This window comes from Dorea longicatena (genome assembly GCF_025150085.1).
Lineage (GTDB): Bacteria > Bacillota > Clostridia > Lachnospirales > Lachnospiraceae > Dorea_A > Dorea_A longicatena.
On record NZ_CP102280.1, the window covers coordinates 2,740,534 to 2,757,841 of the forward strand.

The 17,308-nt window shown below is 44.6% G+C and carries 15 protein-coding genes and 1 tRNA gene; 4 read left to right on the top strand and 12 right to left on the bottom strand.

The window, feature by feature from the left end; translation table 11 throughout:
- Positions 1 to 49: 49 nt before the first annotated feature.
- The 7 genes from NQ508_RS13170 to NQ508_RS13200 form a co-directional block, all read right to left on the bottom strand.
- Positions 50 to 1,048 carry a PD-(D/E)XK nuclease family transposase gene (locus NQ508_RS13170; protein ID WP_006428780.1) on the bottom strand — a complete coding sequence of 333 codons (999 nt, stop codon included), beginning with the start codon at positions 1,046 to 1,048 and terminating at the stop codon, positions 50 to 52.
- Positions 1,049 to 1,308: 260 nt separating this feature from the next.
- A complete protein-coding gene (locus tag NQ508_RS13175; RefSeq protein WP_006428781.1) occupies positions 1,309 to 2,067 on the bottom strand; it encodes an ABC transporter ATP-binding protein in 759 nt (252 codons plus the stop codon).
- Positions 2,042 to 4,711 (bottom strand): ABC transporter permease family protein, encoded by a 2,670-nt coding sequence (locus tag NQ508_RS13180; protein ID WP_006428782.1) that lies wholly within the window; start codon positions 4,709 to 4,711, stop codon positions 2,042 to 2,044. The genes NQ508_RS13175 and NQ508_RS13180 overlap by 26 nt, the downstream gene beginning before the upstream one ends.
- 95 nt (positions 4,712 to 4,806) lie before the next feature.
- Positions 4,807 to 5,637, bottom strand: coding sequence for an NfeD family protein (locus NQ508_RS13185; RefSeq protein WP_006428783.1), 831 nt, complete (start codon positions 5,635 to 5,637; stop codon positions 4,807 to 4,809).
- A gap of 44 nt (positions 5,638 to 5,681) precedes the next feature.
- A complete protein-coding gene (locus tag NQ508_RS13190; protein ID WP_006428785.1) occupies positions 5,682 to 6,011 on the bottom strand; it encodes a PadR family transcriptional regulator in 330 nt (109 codons plus the stop codon).
- Positions 6,012 to 6,192: 181 nt separating this feature from the next.
- The gene (locus NQ508_RS13195) at positions 6,193 to 7,767 is read right to left on the bottom strand and encodes a phospholipase D-like domain-containing protein (RefSeq protein ID WP_006428786.1); all 1,575 of its coding nucleotides are present in this window, start codon (positions 7,765 to 7,767) and stop codon (positions 6,193 to 6,195) included.
- 175 nt (positions 7,768 to 7,942) lie between these two features.
- Positions 7,943 to 8,015, bottom strand: a tRNA-Lys gene (locus NQ508_RS13200).
- 136 nt (positions 8,016 to 8,151) lie between these two features.
- Between NQ508_RS13200 and NQ508_RS14325 the strand changes: the two genes are divergently transcribed.
- Positions 8,152 to 8,727: a DUF6512 family protein gene (locus NQ508_RS14325; RefSeq protein WP_242654802.1), complete on the top strand. Its 576-nt coding sequence runs from the start codon at positions 8,152 to 8,154 to the stop codon at positions 8,725 to 8,727.
- A 37-nt stretch (positions 8,728 to 8,764) separates the two neighbouring features.
- Here NQ508_RS14325 and NQ508_RS13210 read toward each other — a convergent pair whose 3' ends face one another.
- The gene (locus tag NQ508_RS13210) at positions 8,765 to 9,718 is read right to left on the bottom strand and encodes a polysaccharide deacetylase family protein (RefSeq protein WP_006428789.1); all 954 of its coding nucleotides are present in this window, start codon (positions 9,716 to 9,718) and stop codon (positions 8,765 to 8,767) included.
- 176 nt (positions 9,719 to 9,894) lie between these two features.
- Between NQ508_RS13210 and NQ508_RS13215 the strand changes: the two genes are divergently transcribed.
- The 3 genes from NQ508_RS13215 (at position 9,895) to proC (ending at position 12,731) form a co-directional block, all read left to right on the top strand.
- Entirely contained in the window at positions 9,895 to 10,611 is a 717-nt protein-coding gene (locus NQ508_RS13215; protein WP_044920647.1) for an L-2-amino-thiazoline-4-carboxylic acid hydrolase, read from the top strand.
- A 121-nt stretch (positions 10,612 to 10,732) separates the two neighbouring features.
- Positions 10,733 to 12,016, top strand: a complete 1,284-nt coding sequence (locus tag NQ508_RS13220) for an amidohydrolase (protein ID WP_416387610.1) — start codon at positions 10,733 to 10,735, stop codon at positions 12,014 to 12,016.
- Between the two features lie 70 nt (positions 12,017 to 12,086).
- The gene (gene proC, locus NQ508_RS13225; protein WP_080543161.1) at positions 12,087 to 12,731 is read left to right on the top strand and encodes a pyrroline-5-carboxylate reductase; all 645 of its coding nucleotides are present in this window, start codon (positions 12,087 to 12,089) and stop codon (positions 12,729 to 12,731) included.
- Between the two features lie 177 nt (positions 12,732 to 12,908).
- Here proC and NQ508_RS13230 read toward each other — a convergent pair whose 3' ends face one another.
- The 4 genes from NQ508_RS13230 to NQ508_RS13245 are packed head-to-tail and all read right to left on the bottom strand — an operon-like array spanning position 12,909 to position 17,303.
- Positions 12,909 to 13,523 carry a V-type ATP synthase subunit D gene (locus tag NQ508_RS13230; RefSeq protein WP_022415198.1) on the bottom strand — a complete coding sequence of 205 codons (615 nt, stop codon included), beginning with the start codon at positions 13,521 to 13,523 and terminating at the stop codon, positions 12,909 to 12,911.
- An 11-nt stretch (positions 13,524 to 13,534) separates the two neighbouring features.
- On the bottom strand, positions 13,535 to 14,935 hold the full coding sequence (locus NQ508_RS13235) for a V-type ATP synthase subunit B (protein ID WP_006428794.1): 1,401 nt from the start codon (positions 14,933 to 14,935) through the stop codon (positions 13,535 to 13,537).
- Between the two features lie 15 nt (positions 14,936 to 14,950).
- A complete protein-coding gene (locus tag NQ508_RS13240; protein ID WP_022415200.1) occupies positions 14,951 to 16,723 on the bottom strand; it encodes a V-type ATP synthase subunit A in 1,773 nt (590 codons plus the stop codon).
- The gene (locus NQ508_RS13245) at positions 16,716 to 17,303 is read right to left on the bottom strand and encodes a V-type ATP synthase subunit E (protein WP_022415201.1); all 588 of its coding nucleotides are present in this window, start codon (positions 17,301 to 17,303) and stop codon (positions 16,716 to 16,718) included. The genes NQ508_RS13240 and NQ508_RS13245 overlap by 8 nt, the downstream gene beginning before the upstream one ends.
- Positions 17,304 to 17,308 lie beyond the last annotated feature (5 nt).

Genomic DNA, 17,308 nt, shown 5'->3' on the forward strand with positions numbered 1-17,308 from the left:
CTAGTTATTTTTATAAGTATCTAAAACAATTCTTTTGACATTTTTCATGCTATTTTTTATCCAATAGCTGCTGTAATCGTTGTATTTCTTTCCTCATTTCTAACATCTCCTCATCCTTCTGACTCAACTGCTCTCTCTGGCAGTCTATCTCCTTCTGCATATCATCAATCATCAGCTTTACTGTATTCCTGTCTAACTCCAGCAATTCTTTCGAAAACATCTGCATCACCTCTTCGATATTCCGGCAGACATCATAAGCCTGTTCATACATTTCTTTAAAATCCGGATATTTCTCTATAATTTCTATAATTGTCTCCGGATCATCCATGCAGAAAAATGCAAGCCATGCCTCCAGCCGATTTTCTATTTTTACACTTCTATTTTCATTTTGCTGATTCTTTTTGAATATGTCAAGAGGTATGAACAGATATTCCTGTAATAAATTTATATTTACCCCTGTATCAGATTTTTGCATAAACCGATGGATATAATTATTGGAAAATTTCTGGAATTCGGTTGGACTTTTTTCGAATAACACGATCGTGTACACCTGTTTGATATCTCTGTAAGAGAATCGTTTTCCTTTGATTCCTCTCACTCTCTTATACTGCCGAAGCAACAGATCCGCCGAGTAACAGGCACTTCTTTCTCCCGGAAAATAATATCCGATTTTCTGAATTTCCAGATTCGCAATACTTCCATCTTCCAGTTGCACCACCATATCTGTAATAAGAAGCGTAGATTCATCCGCTAATCTTGTCCCGTCATTTGGTAATACATCTACGATTCTCACTCTTTGTCCAAGAAGCAGTGTGAGTAATTCATTTACCCTCTCCGGTGTATTCTCCGGATTCAGAATTTCTTTTATCATGAAATCATACATGATTTTTATACCTTTCACTCCGGTACAAAAATCCAGAAATTCATTTTGATTTTCCTCTGTCCACTCATAAAATAAATTTTTTAATCTGCTTTTACTTTCAATCTCATTCAACACCTCCTCCCTTGTCCGAATCATCGGGAAATACTGTTGAAGTTTGTTTGTCATAGGCACGTCCTCCTGAATAGATTATAAAATTTTCGTGTTCTCTCAAGTCGGAAATATGTTTCAGACATTTTTAGGTGTGAAACGGTCGAAACTTGATGCCTTTTGGCCTAGAAATACTTAAGAGTTTGTAGAAGTCACTCTTTGAAGTGCATTCAGAATAGCATATTGTTCATATGATTACAAGATTAATTTTCGTAAAAAAAGCGGCAGAATTATCTTCCGCCGCATAGCCCATATCACCATCTATATATTATCTCATCTTAAAACTTCTCCATCTCCCCAATGATCGTTCTGTAAAATTCTTCTTCCGTGCCCTCTTTTCTCACATCATTCATCACATATCCGTCTTTCAGAAATATCACTCTCTTACACCGGCTTGCCATCTGTGGATCATGCGTTACCATCAGAAGGGTCTTCCCTAACTCCTCATTGATTTTCCGGAATTCCTCCGCAACAACTTTTCCGGATTTTGAGTCGAGGTTTCCCGTCGGCTCATCTGCAAATATGATACTCGGATCATTGATCAGCGCCCTGCAGATTGCCACTCTCTGCCGCTCACCGCCGGACAGTTCATAAGGATTCTTTTCCTGAAGATGTTCAATCCCAAACTGCTTTTCCAATGCTTCCGCTTTCTCTTCACATTCTTTCTGTTCCTTTTTATCCAGCAATACCGGAAGCATGATATTTTCTTTTACCGAAAGACTGTCCATCAGATTAAAATCCTGGAATACAAATCCGATCTTTCTACGTCTGATATCCGTAAGTTCTTCTTTCCACAGCTCATTCGTATTCGCACCGTCAAAGATCACATCTCCGTCCGTCTGCTGATCCATAAATCCCAGGATCTTCAGAAGTGTTGTCTTTCCACAGCCGGATTTTCCCATAATTCCGACGTACTCTCCCTGTTCTACATCAAAGTTAATGCCTTTCAGTACCGAAATCGCATCCGCATCATCAATCTCCCCACCGGCTTTTGGAAATTTCTTGATCAGGTTATTTACCTTTAATATTTCTTTCATGCTTTCCTTCTACCTTTCTTATTGTATACTGCTCAATCACCTTTACACCGATGCCCTGCACTACAAGATATATAACTGCAAAGATCAACAGATATCGCAGATAATGTACACAGTCAGCCTTCGTATATTCCCGCATGTTCCATATCTCCCCGGTTAACACCGGCACCATAACAACCGCAACTGCTGCAGGGATCCAGAAAAAGATTCCCGTCTCTGTCCGGATCAGCTTTTCTCTTTCTTTCGAGCTCATTCCAATACAGGTTAAGAAATGATTCCGCTTCTTCTTGTCCGTCATCTCAGATTCATATTTCAAGTAAATGACCAGAACGCTTCCCAGCAGAAATGCTCCCATGATAAATATATCTACTACCGTTGTCATAAAGCGTTCGCTTTCAATCTGTTCCATCGATGTACGTTTGGAATAGCAGGATAATACATCCTTGTCAAATCTTTCATCCTCTTTATGTACCTTCCGAAAAGCCTGGAGCTCTTTTTCTATCTTCTGATAATCTACATTTTTCACATTCAAAAGGACAAGCTTTGTCGGCCAGTGATGGATCGTCACTCCTTCTTCTGCTTCACCCTCCTCAACCGGATCTCCGGTGATCCAATTATATTTCTTCCAGTCGTCCTGAACCTTTTCAAAATATTCATCCGAAAATACAACCAGATTCTCCTCACTTCCCTGCCGAAATGCACCTGTCAGGATATCCATCTTTTCCCCCTTTACGGTTCGTGTCGGATAGATCTTTTCCCGATCAAGAAATCCATAAGATTCTATCGGCTGTCCGATGTGCAGGTACGGCTCTTTTCTCGAATTCAGGTAATCCAGTGGATGTGCCTTCGTACTCTTGTCCTGTTGGTAAATAATATAGATTTCCTTTCCGTCAGCAGATAGATTCATTTTTTCACTTTTCTTTCCAAGTGCCTTATTCAGTTCTTTATACGTCGTCTCCGAGATGCCTATATGCTGTCCCTGCGGCATGATCACTACTCTGGCATCATCCAGCTTTTCCGAATTATCCACATTCGTCACGCGTACCATCGGATACTCCTGGAATTTCACGTCATATTTTTCCTGCAGCTGTTTCCAGAATGTCTCATCCGCTTCCGTTGCCATACATACAAAATCATACGGGAACAGTCCTTCCGGCTTTTGCGCGATCTTCGCTGAGATCATATCTTTTCCAAATAAGAACAATATCAGTACCGGTATAAGACTGATCACGTACACATAACGGAATGTACTCTTGAAACGGTAATAAAACGAATTATATGGGATCAACTTTGCATAATAACTCTTTTTATGCTTCCGCACTTTCAGGAACAATCCAAATCCAAACTTTTCCGCCAGATAAATGCCCAGGAAGATAAATAAAAGTATCCTTAACCCTTCGGCATTCTTCCGCATTCCGAAATTCACGATTCCAAATACCACAATGACCAGGCCAATTGTAAGCCACAGACCGATCCGTTTTTCCGGCATCTTCTCCTTTTCCACATCGCCCAGCTGCATTTTTTTTAGTTCCCTGTACAGGAAGAAATCCCGCAGGATCATCAGTCCAATCCCGGATATTCCGATCAGGATAAGACTTGCAATCAAATATGTGAATCCTGTAATCTTCGCCGGCTGTGCTCCCACTCCGGATCTTGCCATGAAGATTCTGCGGATGATACACAAGATCACACTTCCGATGCAGGCTCCCCCGATCAGCATTCCCAGAATTCCAGCCACAATCTCTGCTCCAAGCACTTCATAAAGTGTAGACTTCCGCATTCCCAGAGTCGAAAATATACTGTAATTTCTCATCCGTTTTCTGAAATATGACAACAGATTCGTGATCATCAGCATCAGCGATGCGATCAGACTCACGATCAGGAATTCCAGCAGAATTGCCGTGATTCCATGCCCCGTCAGTATATTTCCTTCTTTATTAAATGGTGCCAGCATCTGTGCCATTCCGACTCCGGAAAATATCAGCGTCGCCGGAAGCAGGTTCATACTTACGTAAACAATAAAATCTCTTTTTGAACTTTTAAAATTCTTCCACAGGGCCGTATAGAATCCTTTCGGATACTTCCCCGAAAATTCCAGATGCTTTTTCTTTTCTTCTTTGTAATTTTTCTCTCTGGCTTTAACTTCTTCCTGTATCTTTTTCTCTTCCTGCCACGAATCAATCAGCTTCGCACCGATCAAATTGATCACCAGAAGCACTACCAGTAAAAATGGATACACCTGTGACAGCGGATCTGAAAATACTGCCCCATCTGCCCCAAGAAATGATATCATACATCCTGCGATCAGTGACATGATATCCAGAAGCAGTTTATGGTGATTGCTTAAAGCCAGTATTAGATTCACAATTCCTATCACCTGGATTACCAGTACCATTACCAGTTCACAGATGAACAGCATCAGTATCTGAACCATCATCTGTTCATCTGCACCGTCCAGTACTCCCAAAGGCTTCAGACTTTTCTTTATGTAACTCATCCCATCGCCCGAAGCAGCCAATTTTATCAGATATCCCGGCACATTGCATTTCCATGTCCCCATGTTCATCCACGGAAATAATAGCACCGCCTGGATGATCACCTGCATGATCAGCGTGAATATCTTCATTCTCTTTTCCGTCTTATTCATAACTTTTGCCTCTCATTTTTCATACACGCTTATTATCCGAGATCTAACGTCTCTCTTCATATACGCTTACTATCCAAGATCTAACGTCTCTCTCTTTATACCTGCGCCACCACCGGCTTAAATCCCTCCATTCCTACAACCATCACCGGTGCTCCTGCCGGGATCTCCGTTCCTTTCTCAGATCCCTGTACTCTTACTTTCATATGATGTCCACACAGATATCCTTTTCCCTTCCAGTTGATTCTGGTATCTGCCGTTCCGATCTCCCATAAAAGTCTGGTCTCTCTTCTGCTCTGCAAAAGATTCATAAATCCTCTCAGTACCATATTCAGCAGACATGCGATCAATACACAGCAGAGGATTCCTGCATATCCCTTCACCGGGAAGCTCGGAGCAAAACATAATGCCGAGATAAAAAGTACCAGCCCGCTGTTTGCAACGTAACATCCCTGCCCCCAGTCTCTTCCGACTGCATAGAATAAAGCTTTGCCCGTGTATTTCTCCCAGAAGCTCAATCCGATTCCATAGACAGCCAATCCGATTCCGATATTCCGGTGTATAACTGCCGGGATTTTATTCAAGCCAAGCGCCTCATTCCACAACCATAAAAATGCGTTTGGATCTCTTGCGATAAGATAAGAAATGCACACACATACAATTGGTACACATCCCAGTGCCAGCATCCACAGAAACATATTGGAATCAAACACTTTATGATAGATCTTATCCATTGCTTCACCTGCTTCCTGCGGATCGCCCATCTGGCGGACTGCTTCTTCCTCTGCTTCAACTTCCGTCATCCCTGATTCCATTAATGCGGCTTTGCAGTCTTCTATATGCGCTTCATATTCATTTACAATCTCTTTTCTTACAGACGAATCGGTAATCTTCTTCCCAAGTTCTTTCAGATATTCTCTTTCCTTCATATCTAACACCGTCCTTTTCTGCCACCTTCACTGCCTTACCTGTGCTATACGGAATACTGGATCATGCTCGTAACTGCATTAGCATAAGCATTCCATTCTTCGATCATTTTCTCCAGATATTTCTTCCCGTTAGGTGTGATCCGGTAATACTTTCTGAGTTTCCCGTTCGCCTCCTGGTTATAACTTTCCAAATATCCGGACTGTACCATGCTGTGAAGCAGCGGATACAATGTTCCTACCTTTAATTCGAATACATTGTCCGATCTCTTTGAGAGTGTATCGATCATTTCATATCCGTACATATCCTTTTCTGAGATCAATTTGAGAATTAACATTGCGGTATTTCCTGAGACCATATTTTTGTTTACTTTCATAGTGATTGCTCCTTTCTTATATTTGCTTTCATTATATATCGGCTTTCGATAGTTGAGTGTAAAAAAATTTTCTTTCTTCTTGGTTTTATTATATATCGTATCTCGATATATGTCAATATGCAAGAATAAAAAGAACCAGAAATGCAAACCTGCATTCCCAGTCCCTTTACCTTCTTCTTTCCTACAACAGCTCCGCAAACAATCGCAGGAACAACTGTCCCAGCCGCAGAGTCGCACTTCGGCCGGACTTATACTTCTCCGTCACTTCCCTGCACTGCTCAAAAGTCTGCTCCATATCCCGTCGGATGTCCAGTACTGCATCACAGTCCGCCATAAAACATCCATTTTCAAAATGATGATAAAGGCTCCGGTAATCCAGATTGATCGTGCCGCAAGTCGCCATGCAGTCATCCGCCACGCTCATCTTGGCATGACAGAACCCCGGTGTCCACTCATAGATCCTTACACCATCCTGTACCAGATTGTGATAGAACGACCTGGTGATACTGTAGATCAGTTTCTTATCCGGAATTCCCGGCGTGATGATCCGTACATCCACACCGCGCTTGGCCGCCAGCGAAAGGGCATGTGTCATCTCATCCGTGATGATCAGATACGGCGTCATGAACCAGCAGTATCTGTCCGCTTTATTGACGATACTGATATAGACATCCTCTCCAACCTGGATCCCATCTAACGGACAATCTGCATACGGCTGGATATATCCCGTCTGCTGCGCCTGATACGGATGCTGTACCAGATATTTTTTCTGTGCCTCTATATCCAGAACGTCCACACCGGCCGGGGTCTTCCCGGACGATTCCCACATCTCCAGAAATGCTGCCGTAAGCGAAGCCACCGCATCCCCTTCCAGACGGATTCCCGTATCCTTCCATTCTCCGTATGGATGTGTATAGTTAAAATACTCATTTGCCAGGTTATAACCGCCTGTGTACCCAACCTTTCCGTCAATCACCGTAATCTTTCTGTGGTCACGGTTATTCAGGAACATATTAAGTCCCGGAAGCAGCGGATTGAATACCCGGCAGGCAATTCCTTTCGCTTCCAGTTTTCTCGCAAAACTCAGATTGACGAATCCGATCGATCCCATGTCATCATAGAACACCCGGACCTCTACACCTGCCTTCACCCGTTCCTCCAGAACCGTCTGGATCCTGCTCCATGCATATTCATCCTCAATTGCATGATATTCCATGAAAATGAATTGCTCCGCCTTCGCAAGATCAGCAAGCTGCGCCTCCAGTCCTTTGACCGCTTCATCAAAATAAATCACATCCGTATTCTGATACACCGGATAACACGCATTTCTTTCTATATAATTGGAAACATTTCCCGCTTTCGGATCTGATGCATTCAGACATTGCAATACTTCTTTGTTCTCCGGCAAAAGAGGCAGAAGCTTCTCATCAATCTTTTTGTAGCGCATCCGCATCTTCCAGGTTCCGCCGTTCAGACCGATCAGAAAATAGAGTGCCACTCCAAGAATCGGCAGTGTCAGGATCAGGATGATCCACGGTGTCTTCATCGAGGAAGTCTCATTTCTTCCATATATTTTCAGAACCAGTATGACGGCAAATATTCTGGTCATATTATCTATAACTACTGCATATTCATTCAGTCCCTTGAATATTCCAACCAGGAACACCACTTCCAATAATATCGAAAACACCGTGAACATCAGCCGCTTCACGCCATTTTGTGTCTTTTTCTTTCCTTCCAGTGTATGACTGCTCATCTTCTCACTCTTTTCTTCTATTGTAAATTATGATTATACTAACACGAACGTGTTTCCGGCTCAAGACTTATCCGAAGTTCAATCAGAAATTATTGACCTCAGTTTTCCCGGAAATAAGCAACAAAAAAATCACCATCCCCGCAGCTCGCAGTCTGCAAAAACAGTGATTTAATAGTGCGCGATCAGGGGTTCGAACCCTGGACACCCTGATTAAGAGTCAGGTGCTCTACCAACTGAGCTAATCGCGCATCTTTGGTTGTCTGTGTTACGTTCTCCGTAACGACAAGACTTATTATATAATAAGGTTTTTAAAAATGCAAGTACTTTTTTACTTTTTTTCATATTTTTTTATTTTTCTCATATATTGATATGGGGGTTGAATTTATGAGCCATATTATCCATTATGTTACAACCAATTTCAAAAAAATCTTTTATACTGTCTGCACAGAGATTATCTCCTGCATTCAAGGCACAGCTCTGCATTTTGTCCTGGTCGCTGCCTTTCTCGGAACACTGAATCATTTCCTGTATTTTTTATCCGGGCAGTCTCCAATCGTTGCACTTTTCTGCCCGGTTAATGAATCCGTGTGGGAACATTTGAAACTTTTATATTTTCCTTTTTTATTCGTAAGCATATGGGAATATCTGTCTCTGCATCCGGTTGTTTTACCGTTCTTTTACTGTCGGTATCTGGGTGTGCTTCTCGGAATGTTTTTTACTGTTTCTGTTTTTTACACATATTCCGGGATTCTCGGCCGGAATTTTCTGATCTTAGACATCCTGCTTTTTTATTCCAGTGTAATATTTTCATTTGGAATGTCTGAATATATTTCCGGCAAGACCCGTTCTCCTCACGAGACAGAACCTGGCTTTGTAGTCTCACTCTGGTTGATAACATCTTTTTTCTTCTTTGTATTTACATGTTTTCCGCCAGATCTTCCGTTATTCTATTCAACATAAGTACAACAACCATCAACACATTTCCCTACATATATAATTAATTATTCACACCATGATGTGCAACATAGCTGTTAATACCCAATGCTTTGAACACATATCCCTGTGACTGATAATATTCAATAATTTTCGGCAGCGCTTCCACAGTTGTATCTTTGGTCTCGGAATCATGTGACAGCAGGATGATATTATTGTCATGGAAACTGGTTGCCTGATCCACAAGCTGTTCCGTTGTCCTCACGGCCCCGTCTCCCGAACTTCCATTCCAGTCATAATATTGATATCCTCTTGCCTGAACCTCCTGCGTAAGCGTTGTCATAATTCCCTTCGTGTAACTTGCAGATATGGTATTCGAAGATCCTCCCGGAAATCTGATAAAACACGGAACATAGCCGATCTCTTCTTTTACAAGCTGTCCAATCTGGTCAAGATCCTGAAAATATGCATCAACAGATGCATACACCTTTGCGTAATCATGAGAATATGTATGCATTCCGATCGTATGTCCCTTATCATAAGCCTTTTTGATCATATCTTTATATTCCGGCATGGCTCCTGTAACAAAAAATGTTGCTTTCGCATTGTATTTATCCAAAATGTCCAGCACCGCCTGCGTATTCTTAGACGGTCCGTCATCCAACGTCAGATAGACAACTTTTTCATCCGATTGTTCTGTTGTACCCACTTTTCTTCCTGGTTGAACTGCAAATTCACTTCTGTCATCTGCCTGATCTTTTTGGCCTTGATTTTCTTTATTGGATGCATCAGTTTCATTCTCATTGATCGTAAGTTTTTTTGCAGTTGCTTTTTTCTTTGATACTGCCTTTTTACTTTCCGTCTCGGCCGTTGTCATCGTTTTACCGGCATTCTTTTTTATAACATGCCCGCCGATTCCCACACCTATGATCACTGCTGCTATGCAGACTGCTGCAATCAGAATCTTTCTCTGTGCACGATCTTTTCGTCTTCTATTTTTTAACTTTTTCCTGCTCATACTTTTTTCCTCTTTAATTTTCAACTTTATTCTCACTTTTAAGTAATTGCTTTTTCTTTTTTACTATCATACCGCTTTTTTCCTTTTTATCAAGCCTTTTCTCGAGACTTTTTCACTGCAATGTAGTATTGTAATAAATAGATTATCACTTACAAATGTCGAAAGGAGTTTTTAATATGAGTGAAAATGGAAATAAAGTCTGTCCTGTCAGCTGCAAAATCGAACATCATGCCATGATGTTCGCATTTCTCGCCAAACATGCAATTGAATTATGCGGTGAAGCCGGAAAAGACGCAATCCTTGCCGGAATGACTACCTATGGAAATGAGCGGGGTGCCCGCATGGCGGCAAATGCACTCGCACACGGTGATGAACTGACTACCATGACCAATCAGGCATACGGTGAATGGAAACCAGATTACGCCGGACAAATGGACTTCGGAACGCTTCGCACCGAACCGACACTTCAGACTTACATTGCAAAATGTGCATGGTGTGAAGCATGGAAAAAGCATAACATTACCGAATATGGGAAATATTATTGCGTCAATGTAGATAATGCCGTTTACCAGGGTTTCCGTTCCGACTTCGTCTGTACACCGACTGCCACATCTATGAGCTGGGGCGGCAAGCGTTGTGAATTCGACTGGGGACACCCGCTCTCGCAGGAAGAGGTAAAAGAACTGGCTGAGAAAAAGGCCAAACTTGGGACTTCCTGTATGAAAGATTTTAATTTCCACACAGCACATTTAAAATATACCGTCAGTCAGGCTCTGATCCTGAATCTTGGTGAAAAAGGGGACGAGGCAGTTAAACTTGCGCTTGCTGATTATGTAGATACATTTGGACAGGAATATCTGGATGTACTGAACGGTCTTTATCCGGTTGAATAGAATTTGCTGCTTATTGACATTTTTTTACTTTTCATATAAGAAAGCTATGAAATCTATTTACATCCTGTTTTTCTATGCTAAAATGATAGATAAACACCCGATTCTATGAGGAGGTATCTATATTTTGAATAAACTAACAACCGAACATACACCTGACAATATTATTGCCAGCTGGCTCGACGATCATCAGGAAGAACTTGTACATACTGCCGATTACATTTTCCATCACCCGGAACTTGCATATCAGGAGACACTTTCTTCCAAATGCCTGGCAGATTATCTGGAAAGCCAGGGATTTAAAATAACATGGAAAACAGCCGGTATCGACACCTCATTTACCGCAGTCTGGGGAAGTGGAAAACCACTCCTTGGATTCCTGGCTGAGTATGATGCTCTGGCAGGTGTCGGACACGCCTGCGGACACAACCTGCTTGGAACTGCTGTTGCCGCAGCGGCCTGCGCATTAAAAGCCGATATGGAAGCAACCGGTGCTGCCGGAACGATCCGCGTCTACGGCTGCCCGGCCGAAGAGATCATGTCCGGCAAGATCGTGATGAACGATCAGGGAGTCTTTGATGACCTCGATGTTGCTATTACCTGGCATCCATTCGACCGCAACCGTGTCAGCAACGATATCTGGCAGGCACAGGACATTAAGAACTACACATTCCACGGAATCAGTTCCCATGCCGCCAAAGCTCCTGAAAAGGGACGCAGTGCCCTCGATGCCGCTGAACTTATGAATGTAGGCGTCAACTATCTCCGTGAGCACGTACCGGGAGATGTCCGCATGCATTATGCCTACATTGATAACGGCCTTCCGGCAAATGTTGTTCCGGATATCGCGAAGACAAATTATTTCATCCGCTCCTACTTACGTTCCCGCACCGAAGATGCAAGCGAACGTGTAGACAATTGCGCAAGAGGTGCCGCTCTTATGACAGACACCACCGTCGATATCGAACTGGTTGCAAGCTGCAGTGAGATGAAAGTTAACCGGGTACTGACAGAATTATATTACGATGCCATGACCCAAGTCCCGACACCGACTTATACACCGGAAGAACTGGATTTCGCAAAGCAGATTACAGAAGAAGCCGGGCTCATCAATGACGGAACACTATTCTCCGGCCTGGAACCGCTTGAAGATGAGCCGGTTCCGATCGCTATCGGCACAGATGCTTCACAGGTCAGCCACACGGTTCCGCTGATCACCTTAAGTGCCGCTACGATGTGTAAAGGCACCCCGCTTCATCACTGGGCTGCTGCCAAACAGGCCGGTATGACTATCGGACAGAAAGGTATGCTCTATGTTGCAAGATGTATGGCAGAAGGTACGAAATTATTGATGGAAACACCGGGAAGTATTGAGAAAGCGTGGGAGCTTCATAAGCTGACTCCTTAAAGTTTCTGTTCATAAGGAGACGGAGGATTTTTATAAATTCTCCGTCCCAAACAAAAAACTATAACAATTTATCCCCCAAGGAGGTTATAACTATGGTCACAAAAAAAGCGAGATCATTCTTCTTGCCGTAAAACCACAAAATGCACCAGAAGCTCTGTCACAGTGCCAAAAAGCCCCGGATGGAAAAGCTTTGATGTCCATCGTAGCCGGTGTCACTGTCGAGAGACTCCAGAATATGATCGATGGCACACCTAGAATTTTAAGACTTCTTCCTAACACCCCTGCAATGGTATTCGAAGGTGCATTTGCACTCTGCTCCGACAACGATCTGACAGAGGACGAATTAGAAGCAGCAAAATCTATCTACAGCACGATCGGTGTGGTAGAAATGATTCCGGAGCACCTCTTAGATGCAGCCTGTGGCTTAAGCGGCGGAGGTCCTGCTTATGTAGCTATGTTCATTGAACCCATGGCTGACGGCGGTGTAAAACAGGGACTCCCGCGTGCAACGGCATACCGCCTTGCAGCACAGACCTGCCTTGGTACTGCAAAGATGATTCTCGAAAAAGGAATCCACCCGGGCGAGTTAAAAGACATGGTTACATCACCGGGCGGAACAACCATCGAAGGCTGCGAAGCTCTCGAAAAGGCTGGTATGCGTGGTGCTGTAATTGAATGCATCAATGTAAGTACAGAAAAATCCCGTTCATTATAATCATTGTCATTCTATGTCGATTAATGCGGCGGAATTATCAGACAAAAGAGGAGTTATCCACAGTTTCCCGTGGATAACTCCTCTTTTGTTGGGGATAACTGGAATTACTCTGCAAAATTTGTCGTTGAAATAAGCCGGGAGATTTTCAGAAATCTACCGGCCTATTTTACATTTTTTCTACATTTTCATCCTCTTTATCACCTTCAACCGTGTAAATTCTTCTCTTTCCTTCTCCTCCAGCGCATTACTGATCGTATGCACCAGATTCGTATACATCGGTATCGTAATATTCTTAAGCGCATTTGCCCGCTTCTGTGTCTTCTTGATATTTGCCGCCAGACGGTACGCCGAGTTCTCCACCTCAGCCAACTTGATCGTAAGTTCCTTCACTTCCCGGAAAGCTTCTCTTGCAATATCCACCGACTCATGTGTCGTGCTGAACGAATACGTCAGATCATTCTGCTTCGCATCATACTTGATGTGCGGGATCTCCGTTCCCATGATGCTTCTGGTCTGCATCTTCAGAGAATCCTCGATTGGAACAGTAAATGCCAGTTCCTGGACTTTACTGATCCCGTGTTCGATATTGGCACGCTGCAGGCAGGCGTATGCTTTTGTAAATGTCGCATCGATCTCTTCCTGAATATCTTTTGCCTCATCGATCAGTCCCATCAGTTCTTTCAGAAGAATATTCCGCTTCTTATCCATCAGATCGTAGCCCTGACGCGCAAGCATCAGAGAATTCTTCGCAAGCATCAGATTTCCCTTGGTAGGAAATTCTCTCGGATCCATATGCATCCCTCCTACTCTTCTGTCACCAGCGTATCCCGCGTATCCTTCCAGTACTTCTCAATCAGCTTCGTATCAATACGGTCCAGTTCTTCCTTCGGCAGAAGTCCAAGTAGTTCCCATCCAAGATCCAAAGTCTCCATCATCGTACGGTTCTCCGTCGGTCCCTGCCCGATATAACGTTTTTCAAATTCTTCACCGAACTTCAGATACTGCTTGTCAATCGGCGACAATTCATCCTCGCCAATAACGGAAGCAAGGTTTCTTGCCTCTCCGACCTTCGCATAAGCGGAGAATAACTGGTTTGCAAGATCCTGATGATCTTCTCTCGTGTATCCTTTTCCGATACCGTCCTTCATCAGACGCGAAAGCGATGGCAGGATACTGATCGGCGGATAGACTGCCTGACCGTGAAGATTACGGTCCAGTACGATCTGTCCTTCTGTGATATATCCGGTAAGGTCAGGGATCGGATGTGTAATATCATCATTCGGCATGGTCAGGATCGGAAGCTGTGTTACGGAACCATTTGCCCCGTCCACAATACCGGCACGTTCATAGATCGTTGCCAGTTCACTGTATAAATATCCCGGATATCCTTTTCTTGACGGAATCTCGCCACGGGAAGAAGACACTTCACGCATAGCTTCCGCAAAAGAAGTCATATCCGTCAGGATAACCAAAATATGCATATTTTTCTCAAATGCCAGATACTCTGCTACCGTCAGTGCTACCTTCGGCGTGATCAGACGCTCCACCACCGGGTCATTCGCCAGGTTCAAGAACATACACACATGGTCTGCCACACCGCTTTCCTCAAATGTCTTACGGAAGAATTCCGCCACATCGTGCTTCACACCCATTGCTCCGAATACAACTGCGAACTGTTCATCCGAATTGTCACCAAGCGAAGCCTGCTTGACGATCTGTGCCGCAAGCTGATCATGCGGAAGTCCATTTCCTGAGAATATCGGAAGCTTCTGCCCGCGGATCAGTGTCGTCAGTCCGTCAATTGCCGAGATTCCGGTACGGATATAGTTTCTCGGGTATTCCCGTCTGACCGGATTCAGCGGAAGTCCGTTTACATCCCGCTTCTCAGCATCTGTGATCGGTCCAAGGCCATCGATTGCTTCCCCGATCCCGTTAAATGTACGGCCCAGCATTTCCTCTGACACGGCAACTTCCATCGGATGTCCCGTAAGCCTCGTGTGGGTATTATCCAGCGACATATTTTCCGTTCCTTCAAATACCTGGATCACGGCCTTATCTTCATCCAGCTCCACGATACGTCCCATTTTCCTCGTATCATGATCTACAATAAATTCCACGATCTCATCGTAAAATGCATTTTCCACGCCTTCCAGTACGACGAGAGGGCCATTAATGCTGCTCAGTCCAAGATATTCTATTGCCATCTTACGTCCCTCCCTTTACGCATTTTTCTCGATGACGCGGTTATAAAAGTCATCAATATCCAGTTTATACAGATCCAGTAACTGCAGATTGTCATTCGGCACATCATACTTGATCGCAATGACCTTCTCAAATATACCTTCTGCCTTCAGCACCGACATCGGCATCCCCATCGCCACCAGTTTCCGGCTCGTCTTATACAGATACAGAATAACATCCATCATCTTGAACTGCTTCTCAAGTGATACACACGTATCATCCTTATGAAATGCATTCTGCTGCAGGAATCCCAGACGGATCACCTTCGCAATCTCCAGGATCAGCTTCTGGTCATCCGGAAGCACATCCCCGCCGATCAGTTTTACAATCTCCATCAGGCTGCTCTCCTGGTTCAGGATCGCCATCAGACGGTTCCGGTAATCAACGAATTTCGGCGATACATGATCCGAATACCAGCCGCTTAAGTCATTCAGATATTCACTGTAACTCGTCAGCCAATGGATCGCAGGGAAATGTCTCGCATACGCCAGGGATTTATCCAGTCCCCAGAAGCAGCGCACAAAACGCTTCGTATTCTGCGTAACCGGTTCAGAAAAATCTCCTCCCTGCGGAGATACCGCTCCGATGATAGAGACCGATCCTGTCGCACCATTTAACGTCTGCATCATGCCGGCTCTTTCATAGAATGCCGACAGTCTCGATGCCAGATACGCCGGGAATCCTTCCTCCGCCGGCATCTCTTCCAGTCGTCCCGAAAGCTCTCGCAGTGCCTCTGCCCATCTGGATGTCGAATCCGCCATGATCGCCACATCATACCCCATGTCACGGTAATATTCCGCCAGTGTCAGTCCGGTATAAATGGACGCCTCACGGGCAGCTACCGGCATGTTCGATGTATTGGCGATCAGCGTCGTTCTGTCCATCAATGGATTGCCCGATTTCGGATCGACCAGCTCCGAAAACTCTTCCAGAACCTGTGTCATCTCATTTCCACGCTCGCCGCATCCGATATATATGATAATATCCGCATCCGACCATTTTGCGATCTGATGCTGGGTCATCGTCTTACCCGTTCCGAATCCTCCCGGGATCGCAGCCGTTCCACCTTTTGCAATCGGGAACATCGTATCCAGAATTCGCTGTCCTGTTACCAGCGGCACACTTGCCGGGAATCTCCGGTTCACCGGTCTCGGTACACGGATCGGCCAGTGCTGTGTCATCGAAAGTTCTCGTTTTTCTCCATTGAACAGTTCAATCGTAACCAGCGTCTCATCAATCGTATATTCACCATCCGGAACCACCGATACAACAGTCCCTTCTACTCCCGGCGGAACCATGCATTTGTGCACGATAGCCCGCGTCTCCGGCACTTCCGCAATGATCGTTCCACCCTGTACCATATCGCCTTCAGCCACTGTGATATGCGTCTCCCAGAGTTTCTGACGGTCCAGTGCGTCCACACTGACACCACGGGTGATAAATGCCCCGCCCTTGTCAGCGATCCGCTCCAGCGGTCTCTCAATACCGTCAAAGATATTATTCAGGATGCCGGGTGCCAGCGTAACCGACACTGCCGCTCCCGTACCTTCCACAAGTTCTCCCGGATGCAGTCCGGAAGTCTCCTCATACACCTGTACCGTCGTCCGGTCCTTATCCAGGGAAATGACTTCGCCAACCAGCTTTTCTTCTCCCACATGGACCATTTCCGACATCTTAAAATCCGTCTTCCCTTTCAGGTAAATGACCGGGCCGTTGATGCCATATATCTTTTCTGTCTTTCCGCTACTCACCCTTTACACCTCCCCGGAACTGGAATTTCTGGTATTCATTCTCCAGTGCACCTTTGAATGCATAGTCCACCAGGACATTCTTCTCAGGCACAACCGCACGCACCCCGCCGATAAAATCCACTTTGCTGATCGTCAGCGTCATTCCCGTACGTTCTTCCAGATATGTCTTCTTGTCTGCATCAGACGGATTGATATAGATCGTCATCGCCATCCCTGATGCAAACTGTGCTGCTTTCTCTATATAACGGATCAGAACTTCTTTATACTCTTCCGTTCTCATGAACGCCAGAAGCTTTAACTGCACTTCTTCGAACAGTTCCGTCTTAAGTTCTGTCTGCGTCTTTCCCATCTCACGTTTTAATTCAAGCTGCGCCTTTGACATCGCCATATTCAGCTGCTGTTTTGCAGTCACACTCTCCGCACGCACTCTCGTCTCCGACTGCCGTCTGGCTTCGATCTGATGCTGTTCGAACACACTTCGAAGCGCATCCTCATGCTGCTTTACGATCGCATTCGCCTCCGCTCTTGCTTCTTCCATCGCCGCCGTCCGGATATGCGTGATCTTCTCTTCGTTTGTCAAATGTG